14 protein-coding genes are annotated in these 18137 nt (G+C 43.5%); 4 read left to right on the top strand and 10 right to left on the bottom strand.

Annotated elements, in window-relative coordinates; genetic code table 11:
* Window positions 1–278: 278 nt before the first annotated feature.
* A complete protein-coding gene (locus tag MOX91_RS01775; protein WP_370396360.1) occupies window positions 279–1952 on the bottom strand; it encodes a GH35 family beta-galactosidase in 1674 nt (557 codons plus the stop codon).
* A gap of 198 nt (window positions 1953–2150) precedes the next feature.
* Here MOX91_RS01775 and MOX91_RS01770 point away from each other — a divergent pair, with 198 nt between their 5' ends.
* Window positions 2151–3170: a hypothetical protein gene (locus MOX91_RS01770; protein WP_370396359.1), complete on the top strand. Its 1020-nt coding sequence runs from the start codon at window positions 2151–2153 to the stop codon at window positions 3168–3170.
* A gap of 111 nt (window positions 3171–3281) precedes the next feature.
* Here MOX91_RS01770 and MOX91_RS01765 read toward each other — a convergent pair whose 3' ends face one another.
* The 7 genes from MOX91_RS01765 to MOX91_RS01735 form a co-directional block, all read right to left on the bottom strand.
* The gene (locus MOX91_RS01765) at window positions 3282–4943 is read right to left on the bottom strand and encodes a hypothetical protein (protein ID WP_370396358.1); all 1662 of its coding nucleotides are present in this window, start codon (window positions 4941–4943) and stop codon (window positions 3282–3284) included.
* A gap of 13 nt (window positions 4944–4956) precedes the next feature.
* Window positions 4957–5988 (bottom strand): DUF481 domain-containing protein, encoded by a 1032-nt coding sequence (locus tag MOX91_RS01760; RefSeq protein WP_370396357.1) that lies wholly within the window; start codon window positions 5986–5988, stop codon window positions 4957–4959.
* Window positions 5989–6110: 122 nt separating this feature from the next.
* Entirely contained in the window at window positions 6111–7169 is a 1059-nt protein-coding gene (locus MOX91_RS01755; RefSeq protein WP_370396356.1) for a quinone-dependent dihydroorotate dehydrogenase, read from the bottom strand.
* Window positions 7170–7308: 139 nt separating this feature from the next.
* Window positions 7309–10920 (bottom strand): pentapeptide repeat-containing protein, encoded by a 3612-nt coding sequence (locus MOX91_RS01750; protein WP_370396355.1) that lies wholly within the window; start codon window positions 10918–10920, stop codon window positions 7309–7311.
* Between the two features lie 11 nt (window positions 10921–10931).
* Window positions 10932–11171, bottom strand: a complete 240-nt coding sequence (locus MOX91_RS01745) for a hypothetical protein (RefSeq protein WP_370396354.1) — start codon at window positions 11169–11171, stop codon at window positions 10932–10934.
* A gap of 43 nt (window positions 11172–11214) precedes the next feature.
* Window positions 11215–11463 carry a hypothetical protein gene (locus tag MOX91_RS01740; protein ID WP_370396353.1) on the bottom strand — a complete coding sequence of 83 codons (249 nt, stop codon included), beginning with the start codon at window positions 11461–11463 and terminating at the stop codon, window positions 11215–11217.
* Window positions 11464–11531: 68 nt separating this feature from the next.
* Window positions 11532–11882 carry a hypothetical protein gene (locus MOX91_RS01735; protein ID WP_370396352.1) on the bottom strand — a complete coding sequence of 117 codons (351 nt, stop codon included), beginning with the start codon at window positions 11880–11882 and terminating at the stop codon, window positions 11532–11534.
* 376 nt (window positions 11883–12258) lie between these two features.
* On the opposite strand from MOX91_RS01735, the gene MOX91_RS01730 reads away from it, so the two are divergent.
* Window positions 12259–13077: a tyrosine-type recombinase/integrase gene (locus MOX91_RS01730; RefSeq protein WP_370396351.1), complete on the top strand. Its 819-nt coding sequence runs from the start codon at window positions 12259–12261 to the stop codon at window positions 13075–13077.
* A gap of 206 nt (window positions 13078–13283) precedes the next feature.
* Here MOX91_RS01730 and MOX91_RS01725 read toward each other — a convergent pair whose 3' ends face one another.
* Window positions 13284–14969 (bottom strand): glutamine--tRNA ligase/YqeY domain fusion protein, encoded by a 1686-nt coding sequence (locus MOX91_RS01725; RefSeq protein ID WP_370396350.1) that lies wholly within the window; start codon window positions 14967–14969, stop codon window positions 13284–13286.
* Window positions 14970–15083: 114 nt separating this feature from the next.
* Between MOX91_RS01725 and MOX91_RS01720 the strand changes: the two genes are divergently transcribed.
* Entirely contained in the window at window positions 15084–15230 is a 147-nt protein-coding gene (locus tag MOX91_RS01720) for a hypothetical protein (protein WP_370396349.1), read from the top strand.
* 3 nt (window positions 15231–15233) lie between these two features.
* Complete coding sequence (nth, locus tag MOX91_RS01715) at window positions 15234–15872, top strand: endonuclease III (RefSeq protein ID WP_370396348.1); 639 nt, start codon at window positions 15234–15236, stop codon at window positions 15870–15872.
* 70 nt (window positions 15873–15942) lie between these two features.
* Here the strand turns inward: nth and scpA are convergent, their stop codons facing one another.
* Window positions 15943–18132: a methylmalonyl-CoA mutase gene (scpA, locus tag MOX91_RS01710; RefSeq protein ID WP_370396347.1), complete on the bottom strand. Its 2190-nt coding sequence runs from the start codon at window positions 18130–18132 to the stop codon at window positions 15943–15945.
* Window positions 18133–18137: the final 5 nt, after the last annotated feature.

Below are 18137 nucleotides of genomic sequence, written 5' to 3'. Positions count from 1 at the left end.
TTCGCCAACTTCGTATTACTCTATAAAAACTAAACAGCATAAGAGGCATTGTAGGACTTCCGTCCTCTTTGCCTCCATTTTTTTCTACTTCTTCTACCCTCATCCCACTACCTTTGACGATGAGCGATTTGATTTTTCACGGATTTAGCTCTTTATTCCGCAATTACCCGAAACCGATAGTCTTTAAACTTTTACCGTTCGCGCCATTGTTCTTGGATTAATTTCGGGAAAACAATAGGTTATTCTGTTTTTCGCAAAAATTCTTATTCAAGAGAAAATCAAGGTCTTTCCCTTACCTGATAGAGGTTTATTTTCACGATGGAAATTTGGGATTCGTCGGCATCCCCCTTCAAATAAACGGGCGGCAAATGAAGCCCTGCAACCCCGCCATGCGCTTCGTCTCCGCCAAGGTAGCGCGTTGTAATCCATTTGCCGTTTTTATAATATCCCTCTTGGGTTAAACCGAAAACAAGTCCCTTCTTATCGGGATTTAAAGACTCAAAATGCACATCTACACCCGTCGCGGCAACTAAAAATTCATTTTCGTTAAGGCGAACAACAAGTCCGAATCCTTTGTACGACTTAAAATTATAGTGCACTCTAACCTTTATGTCCCCGATGTCAAACGCGTCAACGTCCTGATTTTCTTTCATAAATCCACGCATATTTTCGCCCGCGCGAGCCTTTGAAATTTCGGGCATTAAATTGTTTAAAACTTCATAGGCTTTCGCAAGAGGATGCACCTTTGAATACGTTTTATGGTCTATCGCAAAGGGGCTGAATCCTATTGCGCCAAACTCCCCTATCGTGTAAAAAGCTTTTGCGCCGGCACTCAAATTGTCGCCTTCCCAGAGAGCGCACGCTTCGGGAATGAATATGGGATTTCCCCTGTTAAAAAACTGATTTATTTTTTTTGAATATTCTTTTTGGTAATTGTCTATCGCCAAAATATCGACATCGGGCGCGCCCGACTGCCATACATCAAGCATTCTGTAATTGGGACCTCCGCTGGGATAGACTCCTGCGGGAGGATTGTCCATTCCGATTGTCCACGCGTTCACATACATCGGGATATTGTGGATTTTCTTGCCTTCCGAAGCGAGGGCATTCACGAACTTTGCATAGTGCCACGCCATAAACATTTCGTCGGCAAGGAAGTTTTTCTGACCGAAAAGCTCCTGCCACGAGCCGACTTCCCGACGTCCGTTCTTTTCCCACGCGCTTACGATTTCAGGAAGCAAGCGGTCTTTCTTTTCTTTCAAGCTTTTAACGAGTTCGGAAGGGACATTTTCAGAAAAGACTTTGTCGGCATTTTTTGAGCGGTCTCTTGAATCGCCAAGAAGCCCTATTTCATTTTCAATCTGCACCATTACCACGACTTCGCCCTTTGAGTCTTCCATCTTTATGAAATTCATAAGTGCAAGAAACGCTCTCTTGTCATGCTTCAAAACCTCTTCCGACAAATTTGAAAGATAGGGAATAAACTTGCCGTCCTTGTTTTCCATTCGCGGAAATCTATCAGGATTAGTCATGACCCAATATGGCGCGTAGCCTGAATTTCCGTTTTTCCAACTTCCAAACCACAACAGAACAAGCTTCATTTTGTTTTTACCCGCCTGCTTTATGATTAATTTTAATTCGGAAAAATCGAACTTGCCCTCTTCTTTTTCAATCTGCTCCCATGGTACGGCCAGTATTACGGTATTCAAATTCAACGCCTTCAAGTTTTCCCACTTATTTGCCATATCAGAAGCAGTCGAGCCGCTCGAATTCAAAAGCTCTCCACCCAATATTACAAATGGCTTTCCGCCGACAAAAAGCCTCGCCGTCCCCTTTTGCCTGTCGATAAATTCAAGGCGCGGCAACTCCGCAAAAGCGATGTTTGCCAAGAACAAAAATGCGCCGATTAAAGTGGAAATTGTGGAAAACTGTTTTTTATTTTCATAATGCAAAAGGAAAGATTTTCTTTTTTTAGCGAATTTAAAATTTCATATTTTGGCAACAAGAATTTGGCATTGAAGCAAACGGCAGTATTTCGCCGAGTAGAAAACTTTGCAAGATTTAACAACAAGAGAAAAGCCGAATAAATTGGCTTGCATAAGGCTTTTTTGGTGCGATAATAAATAAAAAAGCAAATTTATAATCATTTTATGAAAAGTTTTTACGCTGTTTTAATTTTATTCGCTCTTGCCGCCATCTCCCATGCAAACCAATCGCAATCTTCAAACACGGCGCAAGCTTGCGAACTAAAAAAGCCCGAAATCATAGCTTCCGACGCCTTTTCCGAAAAGCAGGCATTGTCAAAATTCTTGCGCGAAATATTTGACGCAAAAAGCGACAAGGAACAGTCGGATATTTGGTTAAAGTATCAAAATTACCGAAAAAAATTTCCCAAAACCCTAACCGCAAAAGACAAAAACAGCGGGAAAATCATGAGATTTTTCAATAACGGAGACACGTTCGACTGCGGAACAGACGAAGAATTGCCGACAAAAATCTCAATACCCAAGAGAAAGACAATACTTTCCAAAATTCCGTCTTCCTATCAAATCCGCTATCGTTTTGACGCCGACAAAGATGATGAATTGTCGGACACTGAAATGTTTAAGCTCTTAATCGAACTTCATTATATCCTGCAAAAAGCCGCCACAAACCAGGACAGGGAACTGTTGATTGAACGCTATGCAAACGCAATAACTTCGCAGGAGTTTGCGAACGAATTTTCAATAACCTGGGGGAAAGACTCGTCTTTTAGAATTGTAAAAAATCCCGCAACAGGACGCTGGTCCGCGCCCGACGAAGCCCCGATAAAACGCCACGCCATAGGCAGCCACCCAAGCCAAACGATTTTTCAGGAAAAAATTAAAGACGAAAAATATTTCATGGGCGCGATGAAGATTTTAAGCCGCACAAACCCCTTTCTCCGCGCGGAAAAAATCGAAGAGCTTTTAAATTCCGATTTCGAGATAGAAGAGATAAATTCAAAACAGCCGATGCTGATAGAATTTGTCGAGTACATAAACGAGAAGTCGGAGCTTGCAAGCATTCCCGTATTCAAAACAGACCCACTTAAAACCACGCAAATGCTGTCGGATTTCTCGAAAGAAAATGCTTCGCGCTTCACAGAGTCGGAGCTTGCCGAATATAAAAATTACAAAAAATCCGAATAATCAAACAAAGGGGATTTCCCCTCCCCGACGGTTAAAAAAGCCTGCAAACAAGAGAATTTGCAGGCTTTTTTATTGATAGACAAGGGGATTTCAGAGCCTTGTCCTAAAAATTTATTTAGATTCGCCTTTCTTTTTATTCCAGTCCAAATAAGCTCCGCCATCGGTAGAAAAAGAGCGCAACGGCAAGCCATGCCTGCTTTCGACTGAAACAATCGGCCAATTTGCCCATGCATACCGAGCCGCCTTAGGTTCGGGAACATCAGGACTTGAAAGAATAATCGTATCGCCGTTTATTTCGGCATCCGCCCATTTCCAGTCGCGCGGATTTTCGCCACGAACGGCAAAGCCTGTCAATTTTTCCTTGCCATTCATTTTGCGCAAGCCTTCCGCGTTGGCAATTTTTACGATTATTTTATTACCCGATATTTTATATTCCCCCGAATAATACGGAGAACGAACCGCCTTGACGCTTCCCTTTTTATACACTTCGGCAAGAGCCAGATTTGCAAGGCGGGTCGCTATCATCTCCTTATGCGGCGGATGGATGTCGCCTTGACCCTGTTTTTTTGAACCGCCGCTATCGATTGAAGTGGCGACTCCCGTTTTGGGAAGAGAGAGCACCTCCGCCATTGCGTCTCTGATTCCGCCCCAAGAGCCGCAATGCGCAGGCTGACTCTGCGTATCCCTATGCGCGGCAAGATCAACATAATAGAAGTAAAATTCGCGTTTAAAATGCTTGCGCCAAGAGTTAACCAAAAGCTTTATCAGGGCGGGATATTGATACGGCTCGCTCGAATTGGACTCGCCCTGATACCACAATACGCCCTTGGGAGAGAGGGGCGCAATGCCGTGAACTTTTGCATTGTACATTTTGGACGGCAAATTATCTATCGAGATCTCGTCAATCGGCTTTTCGGGGCAACTTGCGCGATTTTTGTTTTGAAGCTCTTCCGTTGGATTTTCTTCAAACCATTTTCTGTAATTATTGAGATAATCCCTGCGCAATTTTTCAAAATTATTTAAGCAGCTTTCATACTCCGCCCAATCCATAATCCTGCCTTCAACCCTGATTTGGGGATTTGCCTTTCTCAAAGCCTCTTTTGAAATCCACGGCTCGATTCGAGAACCGCTCCAAGAGGTGTCAATAAAACCAACTGGAGTGTCGAGAGCCTTAGACAATATGCAGGCGAAAATAAACCCAAGCTGGCTTCCGCTTCTATCCAAATTGCGCCCCTCTATAACATTCCATCGCCCGCCCACTTCATCGGAAGGTTCGGTAAAGAGCAAGCGGGAAGTTTTGAAGGTGCGCACATCTGCTTTCATCGAATCGGCAATTTCGCGGTATTTTTGGAGATATTTGGGGTCAATCGTATCCGCATTGAAGTTCCATTCCATGTTCGACTGCCCCGAACCAAGCCAGAGTTCTCCCGTTACCACATTCGAGATTGCCGCTGTTTCGCCGTTTTCATTTTTTGCGGAAATTTCCAAAATAGTCCGCTTCGGGAAAGAAGGTATTTTTACAGACCACGCTCCTTTTTTATTCGCCTTTGCTTTCAAATTTTTTACGGATGCCTTGCCGTCCTTGGATTTCGCCGACACAATGACATCTATGGCGGAATTTGGAGACGACACGCCTGCAACAATATTTTCTTCTCCCGCCTGCAAAACCATGTCATTTTGATATATGTTTTTAAAGCGTATGCCCGCATTCAGCGAACTTAACGCAAAAATGGCAGACAACAAAACTGTTAATTTTAATTTGTGAATTTTCATACAATTATAATTCCTATTTGAGAGGCAGTTCAAAGGAAAGCAAAATGCGCTCTTCCTCCTTTTGAGCGGACGGAGAGTTGACATTGTTGTAACTGTAAAAATAACGCATCGCAATATCCATTACCTCCGTAAGTTTGAACACCAAACCCAAGTTTACGACATAGTTGTATTTGCTGACATCGGAAAGCCCGACGCCCGCAAATACAACCCCGCCCGTGTATAGAGACTGCTCCGCCCTGACGTACTTGTGCAACTGCCATGAAAAATCCTGCACGAATGTCCCCATTGGCAGCCAATGGTCGTCGTAATTTCTCGCGTTGACATACCTAATCGCGGGACCTATCGAGATATTTATAAGCAGAGTATCGTCAAAAAATTTAAACTTCCTGCCAATACCTATGATTTCATCAACCTGGTCGTCTATGTTTGCGATTGTGTCCGCGCTGTACGCCAACGTGTTGGTTGCAAACCAAGAAGTTCCGCTGAAAAAATATTTGTAGTTTGTGATTGCGCCATACTTGTCGGTCGTGCGGTATTTGCCGCCGAGGGAATTTTTTTCGACCGCATAGTCGTAATAGGCATTGAAGAAAAATTCTGAGGAATTTTCCCAAGCCTTTTTTGCGTTGAAAGACGCCCTGTAAGCGTTGGTTGACGAATTTGTGTTGCGCTGCTCAACCGCGCCCGCAATTCTGAACTCCCAGCCTTTCGGGACATTGGAATGCACAAATTCCCTGTAAGACTGCAAATATTTTTCAAGATTAAATTCAGGCTCTTTAATTTTTTCCTCTTTCTTCGGTTCTTCCTCTTTGGGCTTTGCATTTGAAGAAACCAAAACCGCTTCCCTCTTGGTTTCGACATCAAGCTTGGAGACAGAATTTAAATCCGCCTTGATTTCGCCAAAATCCGTCTTAAAAACGACATTTTTATCCGTCTTAGAAAGAAGCTCTCCTTTAAAAACATAGCCGTTATTAAGCGTAAGAATATCGGCAAAAGAAATTTGCATAAACGCAAAAAACGCCGAAAAAAACAATATCCCCCTAATCATGACTCCCCCCTGTTTTCAATAAATCATGAAACACCCAAAACGCGGCAGAGTAAAGATAAAAAATTGAAGGACAAGAATTACAGTCAAAAAAAAGCCCCGACGCTTCCGACGGGGCAAAGAGTTTAAAGCCATTTCCTTCCGTCCCGCCAGTAAAGCGACTTTGCAATCTCCTTCGCAAAGAAAGGACCGTTGTATATGAAAGACGAATATATTTGAACAAGACACGCGCCCGCGTCAAACATCATCGACGCCCTTTCGGTGGTTGAAATTCCGCCGACGGCAATTACGGGCTTTTTGGTGCGCTTGCAAATATACCCCACAACTTCGCGCGATTTTTCAAAAAGCGGCGCGCCGCTCAATCCGCCTTTTGCCTCGTAATTCGAGCCATCGGGACGGGAAGTCGTGGTGTTGGTTGCGACAATGCCGCCCAAGTCCATATTTTCGGCAATCTCAATTATGTCGTCTATTTCCCTGAAACTCAAATCGGGAGATATTTTTACAAGAAACGGGATTTTCGCCTTTCCGAATTTTTCGGCGCGCTCCGCGTCGGCATCCTTTAACGACTGCAAAAGCCCCGAAAGCTCGCTTTTTGATTGAAGCTTGCGAAGCTCAGGCAAATTCGGGCAACTCACGTTTACGGTGAAATAGTCCGCGAAGTCGGCAAGCTTGTTGTATGAATAGACATAGTCCTGCGCGGCGTCCTCTATCGGCGTTATCTTGGACTTGCCGATGTTTATGCCCAAAGGAACTTTTTTCGATTTGGATTTAAAAAGCTTTGCAAGACGGTCGGCAACAATGTCCGCGCCGTCGTTTGGAAATCCGCAAAAATTAACGATGGCTTCGCCTTCGGGATAGCGGAAAATGCGGGGCTTGGGATTGCCAGCCTGTGCGTGGCAGGTAATCGTGCCGATTTCCACATGCCCGAACCCGAGGGCGGGCATCGCGCGCCATACCAAGGCGTCCTTGTCAAACCCTGCGGCAAGCCCGACCTTGTTCGGAAATTTCACCCCGAAAATTTCCACGGGATTTTCGTCGCGGACAAGATTAAACTTTTCCATCGCCGCCCTAATCGGAGCAAGCGCGCCAAGACACTGCAAGCCCTTTACCGCAAGAGAATGCACAGATTCGGGATCCTGCTTGAAGAAAATCGGGCGGATTGCCTTTTTGTAAATATAATCCATAATTGCAATTTTTAAACGAATAACTTATGGCACAAAGATAAATTCTTTCAACCTTTTTTTATACGACAAAACGGGAGCATAAAAAAGAGGAAACGACATTACGCCGCCTCCTCATGCTTTTTTCGTAAAATCAAAAAATCTACTTTCTTCTGCGGTATGCGGCAAATGCCAACGCCAACGCTCCGAATATCGCCGCATAAGTTGCAGGTTCGGGAACGGAAATATACAGACCGTCGGATTCAACTGAAAAGCTCCAGCCCCAAATGTGCGCGACATCGCTTTCAACAAAAATATTTTCGCCTTTTACGAGATTTTCAAGCCCTGTAATTTTTGATACATCAGTCCAATTCATTACGGCAAATGTCTGCGGAGTTTTGAAATCTTCCGTAAGTAAAATTTCTATGCTTGCGCCGTCTGCAAAGTTGAAGGCGGAGCCTTCCGCGATTTGAAGAATGCTCTTTTCGCCTTCGCTAGCTTCAAACACAATCTTGCCACCATCTGCAAGAACCAATGTTGCATTTTCAACAACTTCAAGCTCCGCATCTGATTCAAGGGTTAAAGTTGAATTTGAAATGCTTGCAGTTTTATCAATCTTTGCGGAAATGGTAGAATCACCATCTAATGCCATTGTTGCAACTTGCGAAACATATTTGCGAATCGAAAAACTATCATCGCTTGATGCCATTGCAAAATCCAATATTGTGCCGTCAGTGCTTATTATGTTACGACGATTGGAAATATCCATTTGGGAAATGTCTTTACCTCTAAAATCCCAACCATATATTTTCCCGACTAGTTTAATTCCACCTAAATTGTTTTCCTTATAATTTTTGGTAGAGTAAAGCTGTTCTTTTGTAAAGCCACTAGAATCAGAAAATAACCCAGGATCTGAATATGATGAAAAGATTACATTTGTAATTATTGCATCAGTAAAATCTGCATCTAGCAAATTTGGAGATGCCCCTGCTAGACAAAAACAGGCGTTTGTCAAATCTTGACATGAAAAATCAAAACCGCTTAAATCAATCTCTCTGAAAAAAAGGCCTATACCTTGCAAATTTTTATCTTTGTAGCTTTTTGTGCTATATAATTGTTCTTTTGACAACGCACTATTTCTACCAAAGCTGACTTCATTTATTATGCTGTCAGTCAAATCGAAATTCGCTAGCGACACATCTAAAAATGCCTTTGTCAAATTTTGACCAGTGAGGTCAACGTTTTCAGATGACATTGAATTGGAATATAAGGAATAGAACCAAACGCCACTCAAATTTTTATTCTTGTAACTGGCTGTTGAATATAATTGCTCAGAAGTTATGTAGGCTATGCTTGCTCCATTTATTATAGCATCTGTCAAATTTGCACCTCGAAAATCGCAACTAACGATATTTTGCATGAAAATATCATAAGGTTGTGGATTTTTAATCCACTGCACATCACGCCCAACATTTGTCAAATTTGCGCCTGTCAAATTTTGATTTTGGAAATTTAAATTTACGCGCTCGAAACCATAATTGTAGGTGAAGCAATTTGTAAAATTTATTCCACTTAAATCATGCTCGAGATAGCTTTTTGTAACATACAATGCTGAAGTAAAAGTAGAATAATCAGCACCGAGTGAAGATGTAATGTTTTGCGTAAAATTAGCCCCTTTAATGTTTGCGTGGTAAAAGAGTAGATTTGCCGAAGCATAATCTTTTACATTTGTGAAATTTGCATTCTCAAAATTAAAATCGCTAGAGTTTGAAACGCCATATAATCTAGTACCAGTAAAATCTGCACCAGTAAAATTTGTGTTTACGCCTTTTAAGTAAATATAACCACTAACGCCAGAAAAATCGGCATTTGTAAAGTTGGCGCCACTTAAATCGGATGTGCGGCTTACACTATTCCCAAACGAAGTTTTTCCTATAAACCTTGCTCCACTAAAATCCGCATTTGTGAGGTTTTGCGAGCTAAAATCCCAACCTGTTAAATCGTTACCTGACAAACCCACACCGCTTAGATCTTTATTCTTATAGCTTGCCGTGCGATATAACTGCTCTTTCGTAAATCCTTTTGATGTTGTACTTCCAAAATCCGCGCCTGTTATTATGACATCGGCAAAATACGCATTTGTGAGGGTTGCTCCACTCAAATCCGCATTCGTGAGTGTGGCAAAACCTAAATTCGCATTCGTGAGGGTTGCTCCACTCAAATCCGCATTCGTGAGTGTGGCAAAACCTAAATTCGCATTCGTGAGGGTTGCTCCACTCAAATCCGCATTCGTGAGTGTGGCAGAACCTAAATTCGCATTCGTGAGGGTTGCTCCACTCAAATCCGCATTCGTGAGTGTGGCAAAACCTAAATTCGCATTCGTGAGGGTTGCTCCACTCAAATCCGCATTCGTGAGTGTGGCAGAATAGAAATTGGCATTTGTGAGGGTTTGCGAGCTAAAATCCCAACCTGTTAAATCGTTACCTGACAAATCCACACCGCTTAAATCTTTATTCTTATAGCTTGCCGTGCTATACAACTGCTCTTTCGTAAAGCCTTTTGATGTTGTATTTCTAAAACACGCGCCTGTTATTATGACATCGGTAAAATTCCAACCTGTTAAATCGTTGTAACCTAAACCCACACCGCTTAAATCTTTATTCTTATAGCTTGCCGTGCTATACAACTGCTCTTTCGTAAAGCCTTTTGATGTTGTATTTCCAAAATTCGCGCCTGTTATTATGACATCGGTAAAATTCCAACCTGTTAAATCGTTGTAACCTAAATCCACGCCGCTTAAATCTTTATTCTTATAGCTTGCCGTGCGATATAACTGCTCTTTCGTAAAGCCTTTTGATGTTGTATTGTAAAAATCCGCGCCTGTTATTACGGCATCGGTAAAATCCGCATTTGTAAGCGTGGCGGAATAGAAACTGGCATTTGTGAGGTTTTGCCCTGCAAAATTCCAACCTGTCAAATTGTTTGAGAACAAATCCACGCCGCTTAAATCTTTATTCTTATAGCTTGCCGTGCGATATAACTGCTCTTTCGTAAAGCCTTCTGATGTTGTATTTCCAAAATTCGCGCCTGTTATTACGGCATCGGTAAAATCCGCATTAGTGAGAGTGGCGAAATAGAAATAGACATTTGTGAGGGTTGCTCCACTCAAATCCGCATTCGTGAGTGTGGCGGATTCGAAATAGACATTTGTGAGGGTTGCTCCACTCAAATCCGCATTCGTGAGTGTGGCGGATTCGAAATAGACATTTGTGAGGGTTGCTCCACTCAAATCCGCATTCGTGAGGGTGGCAAAACCTAAATTCGCATTCGTGAGTGTGGCAAAACCTAAATTCGCATTCGTGAGGGTTGCTCCACTCAAATCCGCATTCGTGAGGGTTTGCCCTGCAAAATTCCAACCTGTTAAATCGTTGTAACCTAAACCCACATCGCTTAGATCTTTATTCTTATAGCTTGCCGTGCTATATAACTGCTCTTTCGTAAAGCCTTTTGATGTTGTATTGTAAAAATACGCGCCTGTTATTACGGCATCGGTAAAATCCGCATTTGTGAGTGTGGCGGATTCGAAATCCGCATTTGTGAGGTCGGAATTTGAAAAATTAGTTTCAACTGCAGTTGCATCTCGCCATAGAGAACGTACAAGCGAACGTCCTGAAAAATCTTGTCCGCTTACATTTTGATTAGTGTAACTTTCGTAATCGGCAAAGCTGTTTAAGCTAAAAAAAACTAATACTACAGTAAAAAGATACTTTCTCATATGTTTTTCATTTATTCTATTTCTTGAAAGTCATCCGACTGATTATTCAAACATTCGTCCTCATACATAATTTTCAAAGAGCTATTATAATTAAGATTATACGTTAGCTTTTCGCTTAGTAATTTTACCAAATCTCGCAACTCTTGTTTGCTGTTAATTGTCATTGGCAGTGTTATATTACCTTCTATTCCGTTTTTTAATAGGGAATGAAGTTCGGCAATTCCTTCTCTTCTCTTTTGTTCTTTCGACATTTTGTTTTCCTTTTCTTTTGAGTTTTTTATTTAAAATTTTAATTTAAGATTGACAACCAATCTGTTCTCTTAATTCCTTGTGGAGCAATTCCATAATTTTTTTTACTATAAGAATTAATATTACCCCCTCAATAGCAACGCCTGTAATATCAACAAACGCACATTTTACAATATTGCTTAAGAACTCTTTTAAAACCACCAATGCAGTAGCGCACCCCAATTCCCTTATTTGATTTAATATAAAAGCTTTCACTTCTTTATCGTTTAAATTAACTGAAAGCTTTTTTAACAATTTAATTAAAATGTCATTAAAAACACCTATTGGATCTTTATTATTAACAATAAAACAAGAAGTATGTTTTAAGTTGCTTGTTGATTTGTTCCAATCAATGGGTGAGTATTTCTTAAAAAAATGCCACAAGAAGTAATAAGGTTTAAAGAAAGCAATTCTCGCAATATAGAAATAATATATTGCTCTTTTCTATTGAAAAATTGATAATTTTTTGTTATTCTTCTTTCCAAGAATCGATTATATGTTGCTTCGCTTATAACATATTTTTTATTTTGCACCGTTAAGACAACAATAGAACCATCAACAATTCTTACCCAAAATAAACTTTTAAATTTTAATGTAGGGATAGGGAATTCAAATGTGTTTTCTTTTAGAAAATTAACGATTTCAGCATAAACTAACACTTTTTCTTGTTTCATATTAGGGCAATATAGTATTGATAATACTATATCACTTTAAAACCCATAACAAGCTGAAATTTAACACCTTAAAGATATGTGCTTACTTTTGTAGCGAAAAAAAAATCAAACTCCCAACTTTTCAAAAAACTAAAAACTTTCCAATATCTCAAAAGGATTTTTGCATTTCACTCTTGACTATAGTATTATCAATACTATGGAAAATGAAATTATATCGGCTAGGGAATTGTTGAGGGGAACTGGTATATCTATTTTAGATGCGGCACGTTTAGTAAAAAATATATTAGATGCACGTGGCAAAAAGTGCAAATTAACAAGCATTCAATTCTGCGCAAGCATCATAGAAAATGCTAAAAAAAGGTTATGCAAAACTGAAATGTCGCTCGAAAAAGGTTTTGCGCTTTATTTAAGCTCCAAATCGCATTTGCGCCCCGACTCTTTGCGAGACATAAAGTATTTAGGAGCTCGTCTCTTAAAAGCTTCCCCAAAGTTTGCAAAGTCCAATTTTTCAGACTTAAGTTTAGAAGATTGCGAAAAGTGGCTTAGTTCTACATTCGACACACCATCTCAATTCAACAAGGCGCGCGCTATGTTACATGCGCTTTTCAACTTTGCCTTTCGTCACGAGTGGTGTGAAAAGAACCTGGTTTCCCTCATTGAGCGCAAGAAGGTAATTGAGCGCGAAATTAAGCCTTTAACGCTCGCTCAAACCAAGCGTCTTTTACAGATTGCGCAAACCGAAAAGTACAAATCTTGCCTCGCGCCAGTCGGCTTACTCACACTTGCTGGCATACGTCCGCGTGAAGTGCGCAAACTCAAGTGGAACGACATCGATTTGGACGATAACTCAATCACGGTGCGTTCGATTTGCTCGAAGACAGGCGGCGTGCGGCATGTCGAGATTTGCCCGAAACTGAGGGGTTTGCTTCAAAAATCGCAGGCGGAAAAAGTCGAGGTCTGCCCGACAAACTGGCGCGGAAGATGGCGTAAAATCAGGGATAATTCAGGATTCAAGGGGCATTGGGTGCAAGACGTATTAAGACATACCTACGCAAGCTATTTTACGAAAAGATACTCCGACCTCCCGCGACTCCAGCTCAATATGGGGCACCGCGACCTCTCCCTACTCCGCTCCCGATACGTCAATATGCAAAACATCTCCAAAACCGATGCCAAAGAGTTTTTTGGAGGATAACTTTTTAATTACTACTTAGCGAATGCAAAACTTCTCTGCTTCAATTTTACAAAAAAAATTGCGGGCACTCTATGAATGCAAAAACCGCCGCTTACACACCTAAAATAAATAACAATACGAAGATTTCAGAAATGGAAATCTTCGCATAAAATTTTTCATTTTTAGTTATTATGCCAAGTTTGAGCTCTTGGCATAACTTCCTAAAATTACTTTGCCGCCGCCTTTGAAAAAGAGTCTTTCAAGGTTACCGTGCGGTTAAACGCAAGGACGCCGTCTTTAAAGCTTTTGGAATCAGCCATAAAGTATGCCACTCTTTCAAATTGCACGGGAATGCCCGGCTTCAATTCTTTTACGGACGGCTCTGCGTACATGGTCTTCTTGACGAGAGACTGCGGATTCAGATAATCCTTGAAATCTTCGCCCTCCGCCAAATCGCCCATGTCGGCTTTTGTGAAAAGTTTGTCGTAAATCATTGCGTCTGCCTTTACGCAGTTTGAGGCGTCAACCCAGTGGATTGTTCCCTTTACTTTTCTGCCGTCGGGCGCGTTTCCGCCGCGGCTTGCGCGGTCTATGACGCCTATAATTTTGACAATCTCGCCCTTTTCGTTTTTAATCACGTCTTTGCAAGTCAGCAAATACGCGTAGCGCAAGCGGACTTCGCCGTTCGGCTTCAAGCGGAAATACTTGTTCGGCGGATTTTCCATAAAGTCGTCGCGCTCGATAAATATGTGCTTTGAAAACGGAATTTTGCGCGAACCCGCGCTTTCGTCTTCGGGATTGTTCACGGCGTCAAGCCAATCGGTTTCGCCCTCCTGCCAATTTTCGATTTCGACTTCTATCGGGTCGAAAACAGCCATGCGGCGAAGCGCGGTTTTGTTTAAATCCTGCCTCAAATGGTATTCGAGAAGAGCGAAGTCGGTAAGGCTGTTGAATTTGGTAATTCCTATGTCCTCGCAAAATGCGCGGATTGCCTTTGCGGTGTAGCCTCTGCGGCGCATTCCCGCGATGGTCGGCATGCGGGGGTCGTCCCAGTCGTCCACGACTTTTTCTTCGACAAGCTGCTGGAGCTTGCGCTTGCTCATCATCGTGTAAGTCAAATTAAGGCGCGCAAATTCGTACTGGCGCGGCTGGATTTCAAGAGTCTTGATGATGCTCGTGTTTTCGACAAACCAATCGTAAAGAGGTCTATGGACGTCAAATTCAAGAGTGCAAAGAGAGTGCGTTATGCCCTCTATCGCGTCTGAAAGGCAGTGCGCGAAATCGTACATGGGATAAATGCACCATGCGTTGCCCGTGCGGTGGTGGAAGTCCTTTTTGATGCGATAAATGGCGGGGTCGCGCATATGCATGTTGGGAGACGCCATGTCGATTTTCGCCCTCAAAACATACTGCCCTTCCTCAAATTCTCCCGCCCTCATTCTGCGGAACAAGTCCAGACTTTCTTGAACGGGTCTGTCGCGATGCGGGCTGGGTTTTCCGGGTTCGCCGGGGACGCCCCTGTATTCCTTAAATTCTTCGGAAGACAAAGTGCATACATACGCCTTGCCGTTTAAAATCAGCTCTTCTGCAAGGCTGTAAAGCTTTTCAAAATAGTCGGAAGCGTAGTACATGCCGCCGTTCCAATCGAAGCCAAGCCACTTGATATCTTCCTGAATTGCATCGACAAACCTCGTGTCTTCCTTCGTCGGATTTGTGTCGTCGAAACGAAGATTGCATTTTCCGCCGTATTGCATAGCCGTTCCGAAGTCAAGGCATATCGCCTTTGCGTGCCCGATATGCAGACAGCCGTTCGGCTCGGGCGGAAATCTGGTGTGCACGTGCGAGGGAGGCAAGCCGTTTGCGATGTCGGCTTCCACAATTTGCGCAATAAAATGTTTTGGTTCTTCGCTCATATAATAAAATTTAAAACTTAATTTGAGTATTTTTAAGGGCTTTCGTCAATTATTAAACTCAACATGTATTTTAAATTGTTGCTTTTTTGAAAAAAACATAAAAACTTCGATTTCATGAAAACATTAAAGCTCATATTACTTTTTGCCATTTCAATTTTCCTTTACGCCTGCACTTCAACTGACGAGCACGGCGTGACGACAAAAAAATCGGTATGGTTTTTCGGTTTTGAAGCCCCCCAAACACAGACTCCAAACGTTTAATTTATGACAAAAAAGGAAAAAGCGGAGATTATTTCGGAGTACCTTGACAATCTCTATCCCACGCAGGAAATTCCTTTAAAGTTCAGAAATCCGTTTACGTTTTTGATAGCGGTACTGCTTTCGGCGCAGTGCACCGACAAGCGCGTAAACGAAGTTACGCCCGCTCTCTTTGATCTTGCCGACAACCCCAAAGACATGGCAAAGCTGCCTGTCGAAAAGATACAGGAAATCATACGCCCCTGCGGTCTTTCAAAAAACAAGGCAAACAACATATCAAAGCTTTCCAAAACTCTTTTGGAAAAATTCGGCGGAGAAGTTCCTCAAAACATGAAAGATTTGGAGAGCCTCGCAGGCGTCGGGCATAAAACGGCGTCGGTAATCATGATGCAGGCTTTCGGAGTGCCGACATTTCCCGTCGATACCCACATACACCGCTTGGCGACCCGATGGCATCTTACAAGCGGAAAGTCTGTTGAGCAGACCGAAAAGGACTTGAAAAAACTTTTTCCCGAAAGCTCTTGGAACAAACTCCACCTGCAAATTATTTTTTACGGGCGCGAACACTGCAAAGCCCACACTTGCAAGACAAAAGAAACTCAATGCGAACTCTGCAAGATGCTAAAAGCAGTACCGATAAAATAGCAAATTCCGTATCGACACAAAAAAAAGACGCCTAAAACGGCGTCTTTTTGATTTTTCACAAAGACGAATACTATTCCGCGCCTTCCAGCAGAAGTTCCATAATCTTCTTTGCGGCGTCGGGAACAACAGTTCCGGGACCAAAGATTGCGCTTGCTCCGTGTTCGTAAAGGAAGTCGTAATCCTGCGCGGGAATAACACCGCCGACGATTACGATAATATCTTCTCTTCCGAGCTTTTTCAACTCTTCGACCAGCGCGGGAAGCAATGTCTTGTGCCCCGCCGCCAAAGAGCTCATACCGACAACGTGGACGTCATTTTCCACCGCCATCTTCGCGGTTTCTTCGGGAGTCTGGAAAAGAGGCCCGATATCGACGTCAAAGCCCAAGTCGGCATAGCCCGTCGAAACGACTTTCGCGCCGCGGTCATGACCGTCCTGCCCCATCTTAGCGATGAGAATGCGCGGTCTGCGACCTTCATGAGCTTCGAATTTCTTTATCATTTCGGAAACTTCTTCAATCTTTGCCATATTTGCAGAGCCTTTCTTGAATTCCTTTTCGTACACGCCGCTGATTGAGCGAATCACCGCCTTGTACCTGCCAAACACCTTTTCGCACGCACTGCTGATTTCGCCCAAAGACGCGCGAGCCTGCGCCGCCTCAACGGAAAGGGCAAGCAAATTGCCGTCGCCCGTATCTGCCACGCGGGTGATTTCGTCCAAAATTTGGCGGACTTTCGCATTATCGCGGTTTTCGCGGAGCTTTTTGAGCTTCTTGATTTGCGCTTCGCGCACTGCTGTGTTGTCGATTGCAAGAATATCCAAAGCTTCTTCCTTTTCGAGGCGGTATTTGTTAAGCCCCGTAATGGTTTCGCGTCCGCTGTCAATGCGCGCCTGGCGGCGGGCGGAAGCCTCTTCAATTCTAAGCTTCGGCAAGCCTGCTTCGATTGCCTTTGTCATGCCGCCGTGCTCTTCGACTTCCTGAATATGCCCCCATGCGCGTTCGTAGAGGGCCTTTGTCAGGCTTTCCACATAGTAAGAACCGCCCCATGGGTCGATTACGCGGCAAATGCCTGTTTCGTCCTGCAAGTAAAGCTGAGTGTTTCTTGCAATTCTTGCGGAAAAGTCTGTTGGAAGCGCGATAGCTTCGTCCAAAGCGTTTGTGTGCAAGCTCTGCGTATGCCCCAAAGCCGCACCCATAGCCTCGATGCAAGTGCGCGCAACATTGTTGAACGGGTCCTGCTCGGTAAGCGACCATCCGCTTGTCTGCGAGTGGGTGCGAAGCGCCATGCTCTTCGGGTTTTTCGGGTCGAACTGCTTTACGATTTTAGCCCAAAGCATACGCGCCGCCCTCATTTTGGCGACTTCCATAAAGTAGTTTTTGCCTATCGCCCAGAAGAAGCTGAGGCGCGGGGCAAAGTCGTCAACATGCAAGCCCGCCTTTACGCCCTGGCGCAAATATTCCAAGCCGTCCGCGAGAGTGTAAGCCATTTCCAAGTCGGCAGTCGCACCCGCTTCCTGCATGTGGTAGCCTGAAATTGAAATGCTGTTGAACTTCGGCATGTTTTTTGAAGTGTACGCAAAAATATCGCCGATGATTTTCATTGAAGGCGTCGGGGGATAGATGTAGGTGTTGCGCACCATAAACTCCTTCAAGATGTCGTTTTGGATTGTGCCTGTAAGCTGTTCAAGCTTGCAGCCCTGCTCCAAGCCGGCAACGATGTAGAAAGCCAAAATCGGCAAAACCGCGCCGTTCATCGTCATAGAAACGGAGACTTGCGAAAGCGGAATCTGGTCGAACAAAACTTCCATGTCCAAAATGGAGTCAACCGCAACGCCCGCCTTGCCGACATCGCCGATTACACGCGGATGGTCGGAGTCGTAACCCCTGTGAGTTGCAAGGTCGAAGGCGATTGAAAGCCCCTTCTGCCCCGCCGCGAGATTTCTGCGGTAAAACGCGTTTGATTCCTCCGCAGTCGAAAAGCCCGCATACTGGCGGACAGTCCACGGGCGGACAACATACATCGTGGCGTAAGGACCGCGCAAAAACGGCGCAATGCCCGCAGTGTAGCCCAAATGCTCCATGCCCTTGTAGGCTTGCGCCGTGTAAAGGGGATCGACATTTACCTGCTCCATTGTTTCAGTTATAAGAGAGTCGAGATCTTTGCCCGTCTCTTTTTCAATCTTCTTGCGCCATGCCTCGAAACCTTCGCCTTTGGAAGCGTTCGAAAAAGCAACCTTTGTAAAATCAGGATTTTTAGCCATTGAAT

It is taken from the genome of Intestinicryptomonas porci (assembly GCF_033971905.1).
GTDB lineage: Bacteria > Verrucomicrobiota > Verrucomicrobiia > Opitutales > Intestinicryptomonadaceae > Intestinicryptomonas > Intestinicryptomonas porci.
This window is presented reverse-complemented; position numbering and strand designations above follow the sequence as displayed.